Consider the following 17,200-nt stretch of genomic DNA (forward strand, 5'->3'; position numbering starts at 1 on the left):
CCTCGCTGGGTGGAGGGCGGGCGCGTGACATCGGTGGGCGGGCAGCCGCACGGCTGCCCGCCCACCGACGTCAGCTACGCAGTGGTCAGACCACCGCGCCACTGCGGTCGCGTTGCCGCGCCGCACGCCCGCTCCGGGAGGAACCGCGGGACGAGCCGCCGTTCCCCGGCCGGTCCGGACAGCGGTTCTGCAGGATCACGGTCACCGGCATGGCGGTGAACACCGTCGACGCCATGCCCACCACCACACCCGCCAGCAGCGCCACGGAGAAGTCGGCGAGCGAGTCGCCGCCGAGGAACGCAAGCGCCAGCAGCACGAACAGCGCGCCCATACCCGTGTTCACCGTGCGCGGCAGAGTCTGCGCCACCGCCCGGTCCGCAAGGTCCGCCCACTGCAGCGACGTTCCGGTACGACGCAGTTCACGCAGCCGGTCCAGGACCACGACCGTGTCGTTGACCGAGTAGCCGACCACCGTCAGCAGCGCCGCCAGGAAGACGCTGTCGACGGGTTTTCCCAGCCACGCGAACAACCCCACCACCAGCGCCACGTCCTGAACCATCGCCACGACAGCGGCCCCCGCGAACGTCCAGCGGAACCGCACCGTGAGGTACAGCAGCTGAGCAGCGACCGCGACACCGAGTGCGATCAGCGCATGCGTGCGCAGCTCGCCGCCGAGACTGGGGCCGATCAGATCGTCCCGCTCGACCGTGACCTCACCGCCCACGGCGGTCAGGGCCTCGCGGATCCGCTGCTGCTGGTCGTCCCCGGTCTCCTTGGTGCGTACGGAGACACTCCTGTCGTCCGTCGTCTGCACCACGGCCTGCGGGAAACCCGCCTCCACGACGGCCTCGCGCGCGGCATCGGCGTCGACCTGCCGTTCGGCCGCGTACTGCACTGTCCGCCCGCCGGTGAACTCGACGCCGAACTCCAGCCCGCGCACACCGATCCCGCCGATCGCGAGCAGCAGCAGACCCGCGCAGATACCGAGCCAGCGCCGCCGGTGGCGCATCAACCGCGGTGTGCGCCGGGCAAGCCGCGCGCGCAGCCGCCCGGTGGTGGCCATCCCGGTGAGTGCGGGACGGGCCCGCACGAACGACCTCCGCACCGCCCACTGTGCGAGCAGCCGCGTGATGAGCATCGCCGACACCATCGAAGCCAGCACACCGATGGCGAGGGTCACCCCGAACCCCTTGACGGGCCCGGTCGCGAACACGAACAGCAGCCCCGCGGCGAGCAGTGTCGTCACATTCGAGTCGGCCACCGCGCTCCACGCCTTGGCGAACCCGGTCCGCAGCGGCGCGCACAGGTCGCGGGGCCCCTTGTGCCTGCGGCCGCCAGGGCGCAAATACTCCTCCCTGGCGCGTTCGAAGACGAGCACATTGGCGTCGACCGCGATGCCGATGGCGAGGACGAAACCGGCCAGCCCCGGCAGCGTCAGCGTCGCACCGAGCGCCACGACCGCCGCATAGGAGATGAGTCCGTACAGCGCGAGCGCGACGGTGGCGAGCACCCCCAGCAGCCGGTAGACGACGATGATGAACAAGCCGGTGCAGACCAGTCCGATCACGGCGGCCAGTGCGCTGGCACGGATCGCCTCCGCGCCGAGCGTCGGCCCCACGGTGCTCTGCTCGATCGCCGTCACCGGCACCGGCAGAGCGCCACCCTTCACCAGAGCAGCCAGGTCACGGGCCTCGGCGGCCTCGAAGCCCCCGGTGATCTGCGCCGAACCGCCGGTGATACCCGCCTTGCAGGGCACGCCGTCCTGCATGCCGGGAGCGGAGACGATCCGGTCGTCGAGCACGATCGCCACCCGGCGGGTGGGATCGCCCGGCGCGGCGCACGCCGCCTCGCCGGTGATGCGGGCCCATGTCTTCCCGGCGTCACCGCGGAACGAGAGGTCGACCGTCCAGCCGTGCGCGGTCCGGGTGTCGAGCACCGCTTCCGCGTCCTGAACCCCGTCGCCGGTCAGTGCGGTCGGCCCCAGTCGCAGAAAGCCGCCGGGAGCGTCGGGATCGGCAAGGACGCGGGACCCGTTCGCCGACGGTCGGCCGGCGGGACCTTCGGCGGGCCCGGTCACGGGATGGAACGTGAGCTGCGCGGTGCGGCCGATGACTTCGGCGGCCTTGCGCGGGTCCTGAACCCCGGGCAGTTCGACGACGATGCGTCGCTCCCCGGAGCGGGCGAGGGAGGGTTCGGCGACGCCGAGTCCGTCGACGCGGCGTCGCAGCACCTCCAGCGCCCGGTCGGTGGCGGCCGCGTCGGCGCGGACGGTGGGGGAGTCCTGGGTTTCCAGGACGATACGGGTCCCGCCGCGGAGATCGAGTCCGAGGCGGGCGGGTGTGGTCAGGGAGACATAGAGCGAGACGGCGACGACGGCGAGCGCGATGAGCGCACGCCAGAGCGTGGCGCGGCGAGACGACATGAGGACTCCACGGGCGGTTCCGCGCGTGCAGGGAGTCCGCGGGCCCCGAGGACCTGGTCGCGGACGCCGTACCGTGCGGACGGGCGGACGTCGGGCCCGGTCGTGGTCGTGTCCGCCACGTCACCCCGCCCTACGGGCGGACGGTGACACTGTGCGAACAGAACCTGGCAGGCCCTGGGGAAAGGGCGCCGTGCGTCGGCCGGGCCGCGGGCATGCCGCGGGCCCGGCGGTCGCGGGCGCAGGGAAACGTCAGCTGTGCCGGATGGAAGGGGGTCCGCGGGTGTGCCGCGGGTCGTACGCGTCGCGAGGCGGCGCCCGCTCCTGGCGTGGCCCCGCCGTCATGGCCGCGCGCAGCGGGAGCGGCTGTTCGACGGCGCCGGCGGCGGTGAGCGCGGGCGGCGCGGGCATGCGGAGGGTGTGCTCGGCCGCGGCGGTCTGTTGCACCGCCTTGTCGGGCCCCTGCTGCATGTCCCGGACGAACTGGGCGGGGGCCGGGTCGTGGACGACCACGGCCCCGGGTGCGGCGGCCCATGGCGCCGCGTACGGCGCGGGGGCGGCCTGCGCGCCCGGAGCCGTTCCGAGGAGGACGACGAGCAGCGACCAGACGCCGAGGAGCACGGACGGAAGGGACGCGAGAGACCGGCGCGTGCGCAGCCGCATCCCAGCCCCCTTCACCGGTCGTCACCATGCGTTCCGCTTGTCCGCCCGTGCGGCGGCGGCCCGTTGCGGCTCAGCGTAGGCGACGGGCGCGGAACGCGGACGGCCGGTGGCGGATTCCGCTGGTGTGTCCAGCCACCGGACGGGGCAGGAACGCGTCGTGGACAGCTGCGTCGTGGTTCGGCCCAAGTGGCTTACGATCACGGCGGGCGGCCGCCAAAACGGTGGCTGCCAGCCCCCACACCCTTGGAGGTCACCGTGCTCGGGAAGGCCAGCGGCCGTCGCACCCACCGAAGCTTCCGCTTCCGCACCACCGCCGGTGCCGTGGCAGCCGGCATGTTCCTCGTCGTCGGCTGTTCCTCGTCCGACGACGGACCCGGTGAGGCAGCGGGCGGTGTCCCGGTGGTGGAGAAGGGCAAGTTGACGACCTGCACCCACCTGCCCTACCCGCCTTTCCAGTTCGAGCAGGACGGCAAGATCGTCGGTTTCGACGTCGCGCTGGTCGATCTGGTGGCGAAGAACCTCAAGGTCGAGCAGAAGGTCCTCGACACACCGTTCGAGAACTTCAAGACCGGTGCGTTCCTGAACTCCGGCGAGTGCGACCTCGCCGCGGCCGGGATGACGATCACCGACGAGCGCAAGAAGAACGTGGACTTCTCCGTCCCCTACTTCGACGCCACCCAGGCACTGCTCGCCACCAAGGAGAGTGGCGTGAAGTCGCTCGCCGACGTCAAGGCCAAGAAGAAGAAGCTCGGCGCGCAGGCCGAGACCACCGGCGAGAGCTACGCGAAGAGCCAGGGCTTCGACCCGGTCGCCTTCGAGAGCTCCGACGCCGTCCTGAACGGACTGCGCACGGGCCAGGTGGACGCCGTCGTCATCGACTACCCGGTGGTCCAGGGCTGGCTCAAGGACAAGGCGAACGCGGCCGCGTTCGTCCTCGGCGAGAACATCGACACCGGTGAGCAGTACGGGTTCTCGGTGAAGAAGGGCAACGACAAGCTCCGCGCCGCGATCGACAAGGCGATCAACGACGCCCACGCCGACGGCACCTACGACAAGCTGTACGAGCAGTGGATCGGCCCGCTGCCCAAGGGCCAGTCGTGACCTCACGTCTCACCCGGCGCCAGCGGCGCCGGGTCTCGCAGGGCATTCAGTACGCACTCTTCGTGGCGGTCCTCGTCGTCATCGGCTTCCTCGCCGACTGGGGCCGCCTGCAGAACCAGTTCGCGCAGAAGGACCTCGCGAAGGAACTGTTCCCGGACATCATCACCATCGCGCTGCGCAACACGGTGATCTACACGATGTCCGGATTCGCTTTCGGTCTCGTCCTCGGTCTGATCATCGCGCTGATGCGGCTGTCGTCGGTCGCGCCCTACCGCTATGTCGCGAGCCTCTACATCGAGATCTTCCGCGGACTGCCGGCGCTGCTGATCTTCATCTTCGTGGGTGTCGCGGTGCCGCTCGCGTTCCCGGGGACGGAGATCCCCGGCGGCACGTACGGAAAGGTCGCCCTCGGCCTCGGTCTCGTGGCCGCTGCCTATATGGCCGAGACCATCCGGGCCGGCATCCAGGCGGTTCCCAAGGGGCAGATGGAGGCCGCGCGTTCGCTCGGCTTCTCGCACGCCCGCGCCATGGTCTCGGTGGTCATTCCGCAGGCGTTCCGCATCGTGATCCCGCCGCTGACCAATGAGCTGGTGCTGCTCTTCAAGGACTCGTCACTCGTGCTGTTCCTCGGTGTGACTCTGGACGAGCGCGAGCTGACCAAGTTCGGCCGGGATCTGGCGAGCCAGACCGCCAACTCCACACCGATCCTGGTCGCCGGCCTGTGCTATCTGCTGGTGACCGTGCCGCTGAGCTTCGTGGTGCGCCGCCTCGAAGCGCGCGGCGAGAAGGCAAGGTGAGGACGGGATGCCAGAGAAATCGACGGCGGTGAGGAGCGGGAGCGTGGCCGGTACGGACCGTCCGGAGATCGAGATCAAGGGCCTCACCAAGTCCTTCGGGGACAACGAGGTGTTGCGCGGCATCGACCTGGAGATCGCCAGGGGCGAGGTGGTCTGCGTCATCGGCCCGTCCGGCTCGGGCAAGTCGACGCTGCTGCGCTGTGTGAACCTGCTGGAGGAGCCGACCTCGGGCCAGGTGTTCGTCCGCGGTACGGAGGTCACCGACCTCGACGTCGACATCGACGCCGTACGCCGCCGGATCGGCATGGTCTTCCAGCAGTTCAATCTCTTCCCGCACGTGAACGTGACGGAGAACCTCACGCTGCCCCAGCGGCGCGTCCTGCGGCGGGACAAGAAGCAGTCGGCGGAGGTGGCCCGCAGGAACCTGGCGCGGGTCGGGCTCGCGGAGAAGGCCGATGCCTTCCCCGCGCAGCTGTCCGGCGGCCAGCAGCAGCGGGTGGCGATCGCCCGTGCGCTCGTCATGGACCCCGAGGTCATGCTCTTCGACGAGCCGACCTCGGCGCTCGACCCGGAACTGGTGGGCGACGTTCTCGCGGTGATGCGGCAGCTGGCCGCGGAAGGCATGACCATGATGGTCGTCACCCATGAGATGAGCTTCGCCCGTGAGGTCGCCGACCGCGTCGTGTTCATGGACGGGGGCGTGATCGTCGAACAGGGCCCGGCCGAGCAGGTCGTCGGCGATCCGCAGCACGAGCGGACCCGTAACTTCCTGATGCGGCTGCTGGACCCGGCCGCGGCCGAGCAGCCTGGCACCGACGCGCCGTCGCCCGAGCCGGGCGGGTCCTCGCCGGATCTGCGCAAGGAGAGCTGACGCCCCGGCCGGGGGAGGGGTGCCCGGCCGGAGCCAGGGCCTCTCTTCCGGATCCTGCCGGGCTCGTCCGAAAGCGCCGGGCTCGTCCGAAAGAGAGGCCCTGGGCCCTTCCCCGAGTCGAGGAGAAGGGCCCGGCCGGTCACTTCTTCGGGCACTCCTTCCACGCCAGGTGGTAGATCGTGCTGATGTCACCGTCGGTCGAGTCCATCGTCATGTAGCTCGTGGCTTTCGGGTCCGATGTGCCGGCGTTGACGCGGAGTTCGGTGTTGATGTTGAAGTTCCGCTGCACTCCGCAGGGTGCCCACACGAGCTGTGCCCAGTCGGTCTCGTCCGTGGCCTGCCAGTTGTCCTCGTGCGGACCACGGAAGGTGTGCGTTCTGGAGGCCGTGCTCGGTGAGCCCTGGAAGTAGTACGAGGCCTTCTCCGTGCTGCTGGCGCCGGGCTGGAGCGAGGCGTAGCCGCGGTAGTCGGCGCTTGCGACCGCGTAGGTGAAGCCGCCGGGCACGTGCACGATGAGATTGAGCTGACAGTTCTTGCGGGCTGCCGTGGGCGAGGAGTTGCCGCCCACCTGCGCCAGGTATTCGCTGTACGTCACGGTGAAGGCGGTGTTGTCCTCGGAGACGGCCACGGCCGCCGTTCCCAGGGGGCACCCGGAGCCGTTGACCGTCGCGACCTCGATGACGATCTTGTCGGGCGGCGGGTCGGTGATGGCGGACGGGCTGTGGTGCGCGGGCAGGGCGGTGGTGAGCAGAGCGGCGATCGCTCCGCCCACCAGCAGGCCGGCGTTCATGGGTCTCCAATCCATAGCGTTCAGTGCCGGGCGGAACGGGCAGCTGTGATGCCCGCCGCGAGGTGGGGGGTGCGGCCGCTCAGGGGACGGCCGTCACAGACCAAGTGCGTTGGATTGAGCAGCGGAACAGATGCGGATCTACGGTGACGCGCGCATGGCGAAGTTGAAACGTCATGCACATGACATGCGCACGCCGTGCTCACGTCGTGAAGACCGGGAGTGGTCGAATGGTAGAAACCACTGGCTGCGACTACTAGAGCGATCTCCGGCCATTCGGCGGGTCGGCGGCGGTCCGGAAGTGGCTCAGATCAGCAGTCGCAGTGCGGTGTCGGCGACCCCCACGCGGACCGACTGGCCCCAGGTCACCTCCAGGGTGTCGGACTCCATCCCGTCGCCGAAGACGACCAGCCGGTCCGACTCCACCGTGATACGCAGCCGTTCCGCGCCGCTCAGCGCCCCCGCCACCCGCGCGGTCCCGGTGGCGGGGGACGGCCACGCCTCCCGGACGAACCAGAGCAGGCGCCGGTCCGTCGGCGAAGGCAGCGCGAGCGCGCTGCCCCGCTCCTGCCACAGCGACCGCAGCCAGCCGGTGGCGCCGGTGCCCGTGCCGACCAGCACACCCGAGGAGGCCTGCGCCTCGGCGCCGGCGCCGGCCCCGGCGCGGACACCGGACGTCCCGGTGTCCGTCGCGTGGGCGCCGGCCGGTTCGGCCTCGGGGCCGAGCCGGTACCGGGCGGTCTGGTGCCCCGGCCTGCCGACGTAGATCTCGTTGAGCGCCAGCAGCCGCTGCGTGTCGTCCGTGACCGCCTCCACCATGGTCAGCTCGTCGGCGCCGCTGCCCGGCCGGGCGGCCGAGCGCAGCAGCCGCGCCGCGTCGGCGGCCCGGTGCCGCACCAGGACGCCGGGGTTGCGGCCCGGGTCGCTGTCGACGCCGATCACCGGCTGGCCGTCGAGGTACTTCGCGGTATTGGCGACAAGACCGTCCTGGCCCACCACGACCACCACGTCCTCTGGCGCGAACAGGAAACGGTCGAGGTCCGCGCGCTCGACCGAGGCCCGGCGCCACTGCAGCGGCACCGCGGCGGCCACGTTCGCGAGTGCCCGCTGCGTGCGGTGGTGCCGCTCGGCCATCTCGCGGATGCTCCGCCCGCGGGAGGCGAGGAAGAAGTCGGCCTGCCCGTGCGTGCCGTGCCGGGCGACCAACTCCTCGTACTCGCTGGTGCGGTGGACCAGGACCGCTCGCGGTGCAAGGCTCACGGCCGCGCCGCCGTGCCGCCGTCGCCCGCCGCGCCCAGTCTGGCGAGCAGACCCGTGAGGACGTCGGGGGAGAGGGTGAGGCTGTCGATGCGGGGGACGTTCTCGGCGAGCCGGGTGACGGCCAGGGCGTGCAGCACTGCCGGGTCCACATCGGCGTGCACCCGCAGCCACGCCGCCTGGGCCTCGGCCCGTGCCGCGCCGACCTGTTGCGCCGCCTGGGCCTCGGCCCCGGCGAGCCGCACCGTACGAGATGCCTCCGCGTTCGCCCGCACGGCATCGGCGGCGGCGCTCTCCTCGGCCTGGCGGCGTGCGTTGGTGCCGTTCTGTTCGACGAGCCGCTCCTCGCGGCGGGCAAGTTCGATCTTGCTGGCGAGCTCGTTCTCGGCGATGGCGCGCTCACGCTCGACGGCAACGGCCCGGCGCTCGTAGGTCGCCCGGTCCGCCTCCTGCTGGATCTGCTCACGGGCGGGCGTGCGCAGCGCCCGCTCGACCTCGGGCTCGGGGCGGATCGCGATCACCCTGACCGCGACGACCTCGATGCCCGTTGCCGGGAGCCGGGGTTCGGCAGCCAGCCCCTGCCCGATGCGCTCGCGCACCGAGGCGACGCCGTCGGCCAGTGCGGCTGCCAGCGGGGTGCGCGCCAGCACGTCCAGCGCATGCTGCTGCGAGGTCTCGGTCAGCAGCGTCGCGATCTGCTCCAGCGGAGCCCCGCGCCACGCGCCGGTGTCGGGGTCGACGGAGAAGTCGAGGCGGGCAGCTGCCGTGGCCGGGTCGTGGATCCGGTAGGTCACGGTGGCCTGCACGCCGACGTCCTGGAAGTCGGACGTGCGGGCGTGGAAGGACATGGTCAGTTCCCGGTCGTCGACCGGGACTTCGGACAGTGCGGCGGTCAGTGCGCGGAACCAGAAGCTCAGCCCCGTTCCGTCGTGGGTGAGTTGTCCACGTCGGTGGTGGCGGATGTGTGCCGTGGGCGCGGCGCGCAGATGACGCCATCCGAAGCGTGCGGTGATATCGGCCATGTCGGGCCCCCCTCTTTTCGTCTCTCTGACGATATAAGCTCCACTGCTTATCGTCAATCCGACGAAAGGGGGTTCTGGTGGACCGGATACGCCGTAGGCTGGCCGGGATGTTCACCGCACAGGGACCCACCTTCAAAGAACTCACCGTTCAGGCACTCTCCTCGACCGAGCGGGGCTACGATCTGCTCGCGCCGAAGTTCGACCTGACCCCCTTCCGGACCCCGGACCGGATCCTCGATGCCGTGGCGCGCGCCCTGCGTCCGCTCGGCCCCTTCCGTGCGGGGCTCGACATCTGCTGCGGCACCGGCGCGGGTGTCGGCATGCTGCGCGAGCTGTGCACGGACCGTGTCACCGGAGTGGACTTCAGCGCGGGAATGCTCGACACCGCGAGGGCCACGTCGCCCGCCGCCGAAGCGGGCGTGCCCGAGGTGTCCTGGGTGCGCGCCGACGCGCGGTCCCTGCCGTTCGCCGCGGAGTTCGACCTGGCCGTCAGTTTCGGCGCCTTCGGTCACTTCCTGCCCGAGGAACGGCCCCGGTTGTTCGCTCAGGCCCGCGCCGCGCTCCGCCCCGGCGGATGCTTCGCCTTCCCGGTACTCGCGCCGCCCGGGCCCAGGTCGTGGCTCTACTGGGCCCTGCTGGGCTTCGACGTCACCATGCGCGTGCGCAACGCCCTGTGGCGGCCGGAGTTCATCATGTACTACCGCACCTTCCCGCTCTCCGGAGTGCGTGCCGACCTCGAACAGGCCGGATTCTCGGTCGAGTTGATGCCGCTCGACGATCTCGGGCGGCTTCCCTCGGGCGCTCCGCGCGCCTGTCTCGTCGTGGCCCGCCGCTGACGCCTCCGGCCCGGCGGTACGCCCGTCGTGCGGCACGCCGCCGGTCCGGGTCGTGAGCCGTCAGGCGATGCCGTGCACCAGCTGGGACGTCAACTCGTAGCGCGCGCCGACGATCGCGAGCTTCCCGGCGGTGATCCTGGCCGCGAGATCGGGCTCGCGTGCCAACCGGCGGGTGATCATGGCGACATTGCGGTCGATGGTGGAGTCGATCCGGGCATCGCCCTGCTGGCTGTGGTCGATCGCCGGACGTATCCGGTCCGCTATGTACTGGATGTGCGCCGGCAGCTCCTCGCCCGTCTCCTCCGCCTGCACGGCCGCGGTCACCGCCCCGCACGACTGGTGGCCCAGCACCATCACCAACGGTATGTCCAGCTCCAGGACGCCGTACGCGACACTGCCGAGCACGGCCTCGTCCAGCACCTCGCCGGCCGCGCGCACGGTCATCAGATCGCCCAGCCCCTGGTCGAAGACCAGCTCGGGAGGGACCCGCGAGTCTATGCAGCCGAGTATCACCGCGAACGGGTGCTGCCCGGTGATCAGCGCCTCGCGCACGGCAGCGGTCTCGTGCGGGTGCTCCTGACGGAACGTCCGCCATCGGCGGTTGCCCGCGGTGAGTTCGCGCAGCGCCCCCGACGGTGTGCCCGGCCGAGTGCGGGACGGTGCGGCGACCGGCGACGCGAGCGCGGGCACAGCGCCCAGGGCGAGCCCTCCGGTGGCCAGGGCTCCGACGGCGCCAGCCGCGCGCAGCAGGGTTCGCCGGCGCTCGCCGACGGGCTTGTCCATCTGAGAGGTGAGTGTCACGAGGTGACCGTAGAGCGCAGTGTCGCCCAGTACTTCGTTGCGTGAAGTTCTTTGCGTCCGTTTGAACAAACCTTGATCCAGGGGCAGTTGGGTCCGTGTACCTGAACCGGCCGGCGCAGACACACACCGTCCCGCCCTGCCGTGATCACCTGCCCACAACGGTCCTGTACTGCTGCGATTCCCTCAATTGTCGCGGACAGCCCCTACGGGAGCGTGTCCGGCAGGGGGGAGGGCCCGTCGTCGGCGGATCCCGCCGTGTACATCGACCAGATCCTCGCCGCGCCGCCGTCACCGGCGCCGTCCAGCGTCACCTGTTTCTGCGACGTGGCGTCCTCACCGAACAGCGCGAGTGACGTGACCAGTTCGGAAGACCCGCCCACGAACCAGTCGGCCTTCCTGTCGTCCGACGGACCGCCGACGCTCACGGTCCGCCCCTGCAGGGCGCTCGGCGCGGGGCGGACGACGGAGAAGCGGCCGTTGCCGAGCGGTGCTGTCGCTCCGTACGACGCGGTGACCATGCCCGCGGTCTCGGGGCTTACCGCCTGCCCGCCGACGGAGGGCGGCAGTTTTGTCGTCTCACCCGCCCGTTCCACCGCCTTCACGATCGACGGCGTGACCTTCTTTCCGTCGTTGGAGAGCGTGGCGTAGACGCCCGCGATCTCCAACGGGCTGACACCCATCAGCCCGAGCGTCGTCGCGCCGGGCGCGGTGAAGCCGCTCGCCTGAGGATTCATGCCCAGATCGGTCGCCGTCCGGCGGATCTGCGCCGGTTCCACGAAGCTCCTGTTCTCCCACTTGGCCTCCGCGGAGGCCGCGAGCGCGACGGGCGCGAACGTCGGTCCGGCCTGGTAGTCGGCGCGGAGCGAATTGTTGAGGTAGTGCTTCAGATAGTCCCGGCCCCCGTAGAGAGCCACGATGCGCCCGTTCCTCGGGTCCACCGACACCGCCCCGGCCTGGCGGTCGGCCCCGGACGCCGAGCCGTCGGCACCCGGGACGCCGTCCAGTCCGGCGGCGACGGCGTTCTCCAGAACACGCTGCCGGGCCGGGTCGATGTTCAGGGTGATCCGCCAGCCACCGCCCGCAAGATCCTGCTCGCTGATGCCCGAGGCCAGCAGCTCCCGCCGCGCAGTGTCGACCAGGTAGCCGTTCTGGCCCGCGAGCCCCTGCGACGGCTTCGGCGCCAGCGGGACCGGGAAGCGCATGCTCTGCCGGCGGGCCGGGTCCAGCCAGCCCTCCTCGACCATGTTGTCCAGGACGTAGTTCCAGCGCTCCACCGCGAGCCGCCTGCCGTCGGGCGTGGCCACGGCCCAGTCGTACTGGCTCGGGGCCTGCAACAGCGCCGCCAGATAGGCCCCTTGCTCGACGGTGAGGTCCTCCGCCTCCTTGCCGTAGTAGGCGCGCGATGCGGCCTCCACCCCGTACGCCAGCCGCCCGTAGTAACTGGTGTTGAGATACCCGGCCAGGATGTCGTCCTTGGAGGTCTGCCTGTCCACCTTCAGGGAGATGACCAGCTCCTTCACCTTGCGCGTGACGGTCTGGTCCTGACTCAGGTAGTAGTTCTTCACATACTGCTGGGTGATCGTCGAACCGCCCTGCTTGCCGCGTCCTGCCAGAGTGTTGAGGATGCCGCGTGCGGTTCCGCTCAGCGAAACGCCGGAGTCGCTGTAGAAGTCCCGGTTCTCGGCGGCGACGAACGCACGCTGCACGTCCTTGGGGACCCGGTCGAGGGGTACGGGCTCGCGGTTGATGTCGCCCGTCCGCGTGAGCCGTGTGCCGTCGCTGTAGAGGTACACGTTGCTCTGCGCCTTCGCGAGATCGTTGGCCCCGGGGACGTCGATGGCGATGTACAGCACCGTGAACCCGCCGACGACCAGAGCACCGAAGGTCACCACACCGGCGAGCAGCCGACGCCAGGTGAACAGCCGGCGCAGCCCCGTGCGCCCCGGCCGCACCGCCCTGCGGCGGAACACGCCTCGCCGCTTGCCCGGAGCAGTTCTCGTCCCGTCCGACGCCGCGGCAGACTGCCCGACGTCACCGCCGAGGCCCAGGAATTGCTGCTCCACGGTTCGGTACGGGTTCCGCCTGATACGCATGGGCGTCATCCTCGATGCCCAAGATCTTCGTCGAGCGGAAGGCCCGCATCCGCCGGGCCTCGACTCTGCGTCGCCCGTGCATCGCGCCCGTATCAGTCGTGTATCGGTGCCGGGCGGTCGGGCAGCCGCAGCGTGGCGATCGCCCCGCCGGCGGGGCAGTTGGCGAACGACAGCACCGCGCCGATCACCTGGGCCTGGCCCTGGGCGATCGTCAGACCGAGGCCGTGGCCGGTGCCCCGTTCCCTCGCACCTGTGCGGAACCGCTGCGGTCCGTCCGTGAGCAGGGACTGCGGGAAACCGTCGCCCCGGTCGCGTACGCAGACGGTCACCGACGAGTCCCGCGGATGCCGTGCCACGGTGACGGTGACCGGTGCACGCCCGTGGCGGTGCGCGTTGACGACGAGATTGGCGACGATGCGCTCCAGCCGGCGTGGATCCGTCCACACGGCGGTGTCATCGTCGTCCGCCGCGTCCTCGGCCTCCGCACGGGCCCCTGCGTCCTCGACGGCGGTCGCCGCTGCCAGGCCGGTACGGGCCACCGCCTGCGCGACCGCCGGGCCGACAGGGCAGCGGGACGCGTCCGCCCGCTCGGCGCCCGCGTCCAGCCGGGATATCTCCAGCAGGTCCTCCACCAGCGAGCTCAGTACGCGCACCCGGTCGCGCACGTACCCGGCCGCTTCGCTCTCCGGCAGGAGCTCGGCCGCGGTCACCAACCCCATGAGCGGCGTGCGCAGTTCATGCGCCACGTCGGCGGTGAAGCGCTGCTCGCCGCGCAGCCGCTGCTGGAGCGCCGCGGCCATCGTGTCCACGGCCGCCGAGATCTCGGCGATCTCGTCCTGCGGGCGCGACGCCGCGGAGATCCTGGCGTCGAGGTCGCCGTCGGCGATGCGGCGAGCCGTTCCCGCAGCCGTACGGAGCCGGCGGCTCATCCGCCCCGCGCTGAGCACGCCCAGCGGCAGCACCATCGCGGTGGTGACCACACCCGCCACGACGATGTTCGTGTCCAGCGCACCGAGATCCCGCATGGTCACACTCAGGTCGACGCGCACGGACAGGACCTGGGTGCCCGCCGGCCGGGCCGCCCACATCGCCGGACCTCGCTCTCCCGCGGTGAACTCGGTGCCTTGATGCCCCCGCGCCACCAGCGTCCCCAGGGAGCGCGGCAGGCCCGGCGCGTCCAGCTCCGCGCCCGAACCCTGCACGGATCCGGTGCGGGCGTAGATGACGGCGGCCCGGTCGAGCGTGGTGCGTGCCGCGTCCCGCGCCTGTGACAACTCCCGGTCGCGCGACGCCTGGTGCACCAGCACGCCGACGGCGGTCGCCACGGCACAGATGGCCACGGCGACCAGAGCGGCGATCCGCCAGCGCAGTGCCATGTCAGCGCCGCAGTTTGTAGCCGAAGCCGCGGACCGTCTCGATCCGTTCGGCGCCTATCTTGGCTCGCAGCCGCTGCACATGGAGATCGACGACGCGGGTGTCGCCGTGCCATGCGTGGTCCCACACCCGGCTGAGCAGCGTACGGCGCTCCAGTACGACACCGGGACTGGCGGCGAATTCGAGCAGCATCCGCAGCTCGGTCGGTGTCAGCGCCAGCGTCCGCCCGTCGCGACGTACTTCCATTCCCCGGGTGTCGATCGTCAGGTCGCCGAAGGTCACCGTGGTGCCGTCGGCGTCCGAGGCCGCGCCGTCCCGTCCGGTGACCGAGTCCGGGGTGAAGGAGGCACGGCGCAGCAGTGAACGGATCCGGGCCACGAGGACGGCACTCTCGCACGGTTTGACGACGTAGTCGTCGGCACCCGCCTCCAGCCCGGACACCACGTCGAGGGTGTCGCCGCGCGCGGACATCATCAGGATCGGGGCGAGGCTGAACTCCCGGACCCGGCGGCACAGTCCGATGCCGTCCAGATCCGGCAGCATCACGTCGAGGAGGAGCAGATCCGGTTCGGTGTCACGGAAGATCTCCAGCCCGGTCAGTCCGTCGGCCGCGGTCGACACCGTGAACCCGTAGCGTTCGAGCAGCATACGGACGGTGTTGCGGATCACCTCGTCGTCCTCGACGAGCAGCAGTCGGGCCTCGGCCGGCGCGCCGGGCGCGGAGAACCGGTGGTGTGTCATCGGGGCGTCCTCGTCTGTGGTGCGGCACTGTGCCCTGCTGCGGGGCCGGCCGGATCGTCGTGCGGTGCGACGGCTGCCATGACCGTGCCGTTCCAGCGGTAGCGCGTGGTGAACCGGCCGTCCTGCCCGGTGGAGGTGATCACCAGATCGTGACCGAACGTCTCGCCGGTGATCCCGAGCTGGCCCCACGTGATCAGTATCGGGCGCACCGTGCCGCCCGACGCCCGGTAGACCTGAACCAGCGTCAACGAGGCGCTCGGCTCGTCGAACGCGACCACGAGCTCGTCCCGTCCGTCACCGGTCAGCTCGCGGTACACGGGATTGCGCAGTCCGCACTGCTCTCCGGGGCAGTCCGTCAGCGCGGCCTTGACCAGTTTCGGAACATTGGGGTCGTTGTCCAGCAGATCGGGCACGGCCACCCCGCGCAGACCGTCCGCCGGCACGGAGACGGAGGGCACGGCCTCGTACTGCCGGTACGCGGGACTGGCCTCACCCGCCGACGGCGGCACGGGCGGCTGGTACTGCGGCCACAGCGGCTCGGCACGCACCGGTGGAGACAGACTCGGCGCGGGGCCACCGTCCCGCACCCCCGCGTGCGACGTGCACGACACGAGCACCGCCGCGGCCGTGACGGCGGCCAGAGCAGGGGCCGCCGTGCGGCCGGTGCGGGGGAGGCCGGTGCGGGGGAAGCGGGGCATAGGCGCCTCAGCCTAACCGTGCGTTCTCTGCTCCCGAACGGTGGTTCGGGTGTGAGGCGCGCAATTCTCCGCTTCGGCCGCCGACTTGACCGGTGTCCGGCCGACGCCGGTGTGCGGGTGCTGCCGGACCGCCCGCCGAACACGCCCGTCACAGCGGGCTGGCAGGATCTGCGAGGAGAACGGTACGGCGACGGGGGCGGCATGGACGGTCGGGACCAACGGCGGGGGAAGTGGCCGCGCAGACTGCTGTGGGCGGCGATCGCGCTGCCTGTGCTCGCCTTCTCGGCAGTGGTCGTTCTGTTCGCCTGGACGGTGATCGCCATGGTGGTCAGCGACGATCCCCTCGGGGCACACGCGGAGATCAGCTGCGCCGAGGCAATGGAGTTCGCGCACGGCACCCTTCCCGAGGGAGCCACGGACGAGGACTGTTCGATGAGCCGGGGGCTGGATGACGCGGCGCACGGGACGTTCCGCATGCCACGCGCGGACGTGGCGGCATGGCTGAAGGACACCTACCCCGACGCGCCGCCGGAGGAGCACTGCGCCGAGGACATCTGCATCGACATCGACGGGGCCGGCTCCCCGGCGGAGCCGATGCCGTCCGTCGGCCCCACCGGCGCCGCGGGCGCTGCCGTCGTCCGGGTGAACGTGAGCTACGAGAACGACACCACCGCGCTCGTCACCCTCGAGGCATTCGATGTCTGAATCCGGCCGCGGGGCCGGTCTCCTCGCGCGTCTGCGGGCGGCGACCACCCCACGGCAGGATGCCGGCCGATGGCGACGCGGAGGTGTCACCACGGCCTGCGCCGCGGCCGTCGCGTTCCTGCTGGCCTTCCCCTCCGCCGTTCCCAACTCCGGTCGGCGGCTCGGGAGTCTGCTGGAGACGTTACTGCCGTGGCTCGGGCTCGCCGTACCCGTCCTGCTCACCGCCGCGCTCCTGCGCCGCTCGGCGACGGCGCTCGTCGTGCTGCTGATTCCCGTCGCCGTCTGGCTCGGCCGGTTCGGACCGCTGCTCGTACCGGCCGGTGACGTGGCGCACGACCTGGTGGCCGTGCAGCACAACGTCAGCGATGTGAACGCCCGTCCGGCGGACACGGCAAGGGCGCTGTCACGCGAGAAACCTCAGATCATCGCCCTGGAGGAGCTGACCCCCGCGGCTCTGCCGGTGTACGAGAAGGCCCTCGCGGCAGGTCATCCGCACCACGCGGTCGTGGGCAGCGTCGGCGTGTGGTCCGTGTACCCGCTGGCGGACGTCCGGCCCGTGGACATCAAACCGCGGGGCATCGGGCCCGGTTGGAACCGCGGGCTGCGCGCCACGATGAGGACGCCTGCGGGCGACGTCGCTGTGTACGTCGCCCATCTGCCGTCGATACGTGTCGGTGTGCCGGACGGTCTGCGGTCCGCATGGCGCGACGAGAGCGCGGCACTGCTGGGCAGGGCGATCGCGGCCGACGACGTGGACCGGCTGGTCCTGCTCGGCGACCTCAACGCCACGGTCGACGACCGCGGACTCGGCCCGGTCGCCGCGGAGGTCCGGGTGGCCGGCCGTGGGCTCGCGTTCAGCTGGCCGGCGGCCTTCCCTCTGGCGCGGATCGACCAGATCATGACCCGGTCCGCGACCGTGACGGACGTCCGCACACTGCCCGCGACGGGCAGCGACCACCTGCCGTTGGCCGCACGGATCAGATTCTGACCCCTACGCAGTCGCCGGCCGGCGCGGCACCCGGGCGTAGCGTGTGT

General features: G+C 71.2%; 16 protein-coding genes. 6 read left to right on the plus strand and 10 right to left on the minus strand.

All coding sequences use genetic code 11. The features are described 5' to 3' along the window. Positions 1 to 85 precede the first annotated feature (85 nt). Both secD and AC067Z_RS15350 read right to left on the minus strand, forming a co-directional pair. Positions 86 to 2,422: a protein translocase subunit SecD gene (gene secD / locus AC067Z_RS15345; RefSeq protein ID WP_478789991.1), complete on the minus strand. Its 2,337-nt coding sequence runs from the start codon at positions 2,420 to 2,422 to the stop codon at positions 86 to 88. A gap of 249 nt (positions 2,423 to 2,671) precedes the next feature. After that, positions 2,672 to 3,082, minus strand: a complete 411-nt coding sequence (locus AC067Z_RS15350; RefSeq protein WP_478789992.1) for a hypothetical protein — start codon at positions 3,080 to 3,082, stop codon at positions 2,672 to 2,674. Positions 3,083 to 3,415: 333 nt separating this feature from the next. On the opposite strand from AC067Z_RS15350, the gene AC067Z_RS15355 reads away from it, so the two are divergent. From AC067Z_RS15355 to AC067Z_RS15365, 3 genes are read left to right on the plus strand one after another with little or no spacing between them, the layout of a single operon-like run. Further along, positions 3,416 to 4,183, plus strand: a complete 768-nt coding sequence (locus AC067Z_RS15355) for an ABC transporter substrate-binding protein (RefSeq protein ID WP_478790181.1) — start codon at positions 3,416 to 3,418, stop codon at positions 4,181 to 4,183. Beyond that, complete coding sequence (locus AC067Z_RS15360; protein WP_478789993.1) at positions 4,150 to 4,980, plus strand: amino acid ABC transporter permease; 831 nt, start codon at positions 4,150 to 4,152, stop codon at positions 4,978 to 4,980. Before AC067Z_RS15355 ends, AC067Z_RS15360 begins: the two co-directional genes overlap by 34 nt. Before the next feature lie 43 nt (positions 4,981 to 5,023). After that, complete coding sequence (locus AC067Z_RS15365) at positions 5,024 to 5,851, plus strand: amino acid ABC transporter ATP-binding protein (protein ID WP_478789994.1); 828 nt, start codon at positions 5,024 to 5,026, stop codon at positions 5,849 to 5,851. A gap of 139 nt (positions 5,852 to 5,990) precedes the next feature. Here the strand turns inward: AC067Z_RS15365 and AC067Z_RS15370 are convergent, their stop codons facing one another. The 3 genes from AC067Z_RS15370 to AC067Z_RS15380 all read right to left on the minus strand — a co-directional run bounded on the left by AC067Z_RS15370 (position 5,991) and on the right by AC067Z_RS15380 (position 8,917). After that, positions 5,991 to 6,641: a DUF4360 domain-containing protein gene (locus tag AC067Z_RS15370; protein WP_478789995.1), complete on the minus strand. Its 651-nt coding sequence runs from the start codon at positions 6,639 to 6,641 to the stop codon at positions 5,991 to 5,993. Positions 6,642 to 6,944: 303 nt separating this feature from the next. Then, on the minus strand, positions 6,945 to 7,898 hold the full coding sequence (locus tag AC067Z_RS15375; RefSeq protein ID WP_478789996.1) for a hypothetical protein: 954 nt from the start codon (positions 7,896 to 7,898) through the stop codon (positions 6,945 to 6,947). Continuing rightward, a complete protein-coding gene (locus AC067Z_RS15380) occupies positions 7,895 to 8,917 on the minus strand; it encodes an SPFH domain-containing protein (protein WP_478789997.1) in 1,023 nt (340 codons plus the stop codon). The genes AC067Z_RS15375 and AC067Z_RS15380 overlap by 4 nt, the downstream gene beginning before the upstream one ends. Before the next feature lie 107 nt (positions 8,918 to 9,024). Here AC067Z_RS15380 and AC067Z_RS15385 point away from each other — a divergent pair, with 107 nt between their 5' ends. Continuing rightward, a complete protein-coding gene (locus tag AC067Z_RS15385; protein WP_478789998.1) occupies positions 9,025 to 9,753 on the plus strand; it encodes a class I SAM-dependent methyltransferase in 729 nt (242 codons plus the stop codon). Positions 9,754 to 9,813: 60 nt separating this feature from the next. Here AC067Z_RS15385 and AC067Z_RS15390 read toward each other — a convergent pair whose 3' ends face one another. The 5 genes from AC067Z_RS15390 to AC067Z_RS15410 all read right to left on the minus strand — a co-directional run bounded on the left by AC067Z_RS15390 (position 9,814) and on the right by AC067Z_RS15410 (position 15,460). Continuing rightward, positions 9,814 to 10,536 carry a carbonic anhydrase gene (locus AC067Z_RS15390; protein WP_478790182.1) on the minus strand — a complete coding sequence of 241 codons (723 nt, stop codon included), beginning with the start codon at positions 10,534 to 10,536 and terminating at the stop codon, positions 9,814 to 9,816. 221 nt (positions 10,537 to 10,757) lie between these two features. Further along, complete coding sequence (locus tag AC067Z_RS15395; protein ID WP_478789999.1) at positions 10,758 to 12,647, minus strand: transglycosylase domain-containing protein; 1,890 nt, start codon at positions 12,645 to 12,647, stop codon at positions 10,758 to 10,760. Between the two features lie 92 nt (positions 12,648 to 12,739). After that, positions 12,740 to 14,023: a sensor histidine kinase gene (locus AC067Z_RS15400; protein ID WP_478790000.1), complete on the minus strand. Its 1,284-nt coding sequence runs from the start codon at positions 14,021 to 14,023 to the stop codon at positions 12,740 to 12,742. A 1-nt stretch (position 14,024) separates the two neighbouring features. Continuing rightward, positions 14,025 to 14,762 (minus strand): two-component system response regulator CseB, encoded by a 738-nt coding sequence (cseB, locus tag AC067Z_RS15405; protein WP_478790001.1) that lies wholly within the window; start codon positions 14,760 to 14,762, stop codon positions 14,025 to 14,027. Next, positions 14,759 to 15,460: a hypothetical protein gene (locus AC067Z_RS15410; RefSeq protein WP_478790002.1), complete on the minus strand. Its 702-nt coding sequence runs from the start codon at positions 15,458 to 15,460 to the stop codon at positions 14,759 to 14,761. The genes cseB and AC067Z_RS15410 overlap by 4 nt, the downstream gene beginning before the upstream one ends. Positions 15,461 to 15,511: 51 nt before the next feature. Here AC067Z_RS15410 and AC067Z_RS15415 point away from each other — a divergent pair, with 51 nt between their 5' ends. Further along, positions 15,512 to 16,165: a hypothetical protein gene (locus AC067Z_RS15415; RefSeq protein ID WP_478790003.1), complete on the plus strand. Its 654-nt coding sequence runs from the start codon at positions 15,512 to 15,514 to the stop codon at positions 16,163 to 16,165. After that, positions 16,158 to 17,153 carry an endonuclease/exonuclease/phosphatase family protein gene (locus AC067Z_RS15420; RefSeq protein WP_478790004.1) on the plus strand — a complete coding sequence of 332 codons (996 nt, stop codon included), beginning with the start codon at positions 16,158 to 16,160 and terminating at the stop codon, positions 17,151 to 17,153. The genes AC067Z_RS15415 and AC067Z_RS15420 overlap by 8 nt, the downstream gene beginning before the upstream one ends. The last annotated feature ends 47 nt before the right edge of the window (positions 17,154 to 17,200 follow it).

The organism is Streptomyces sp. NPDC043812 (assembly GCF_056436245.1).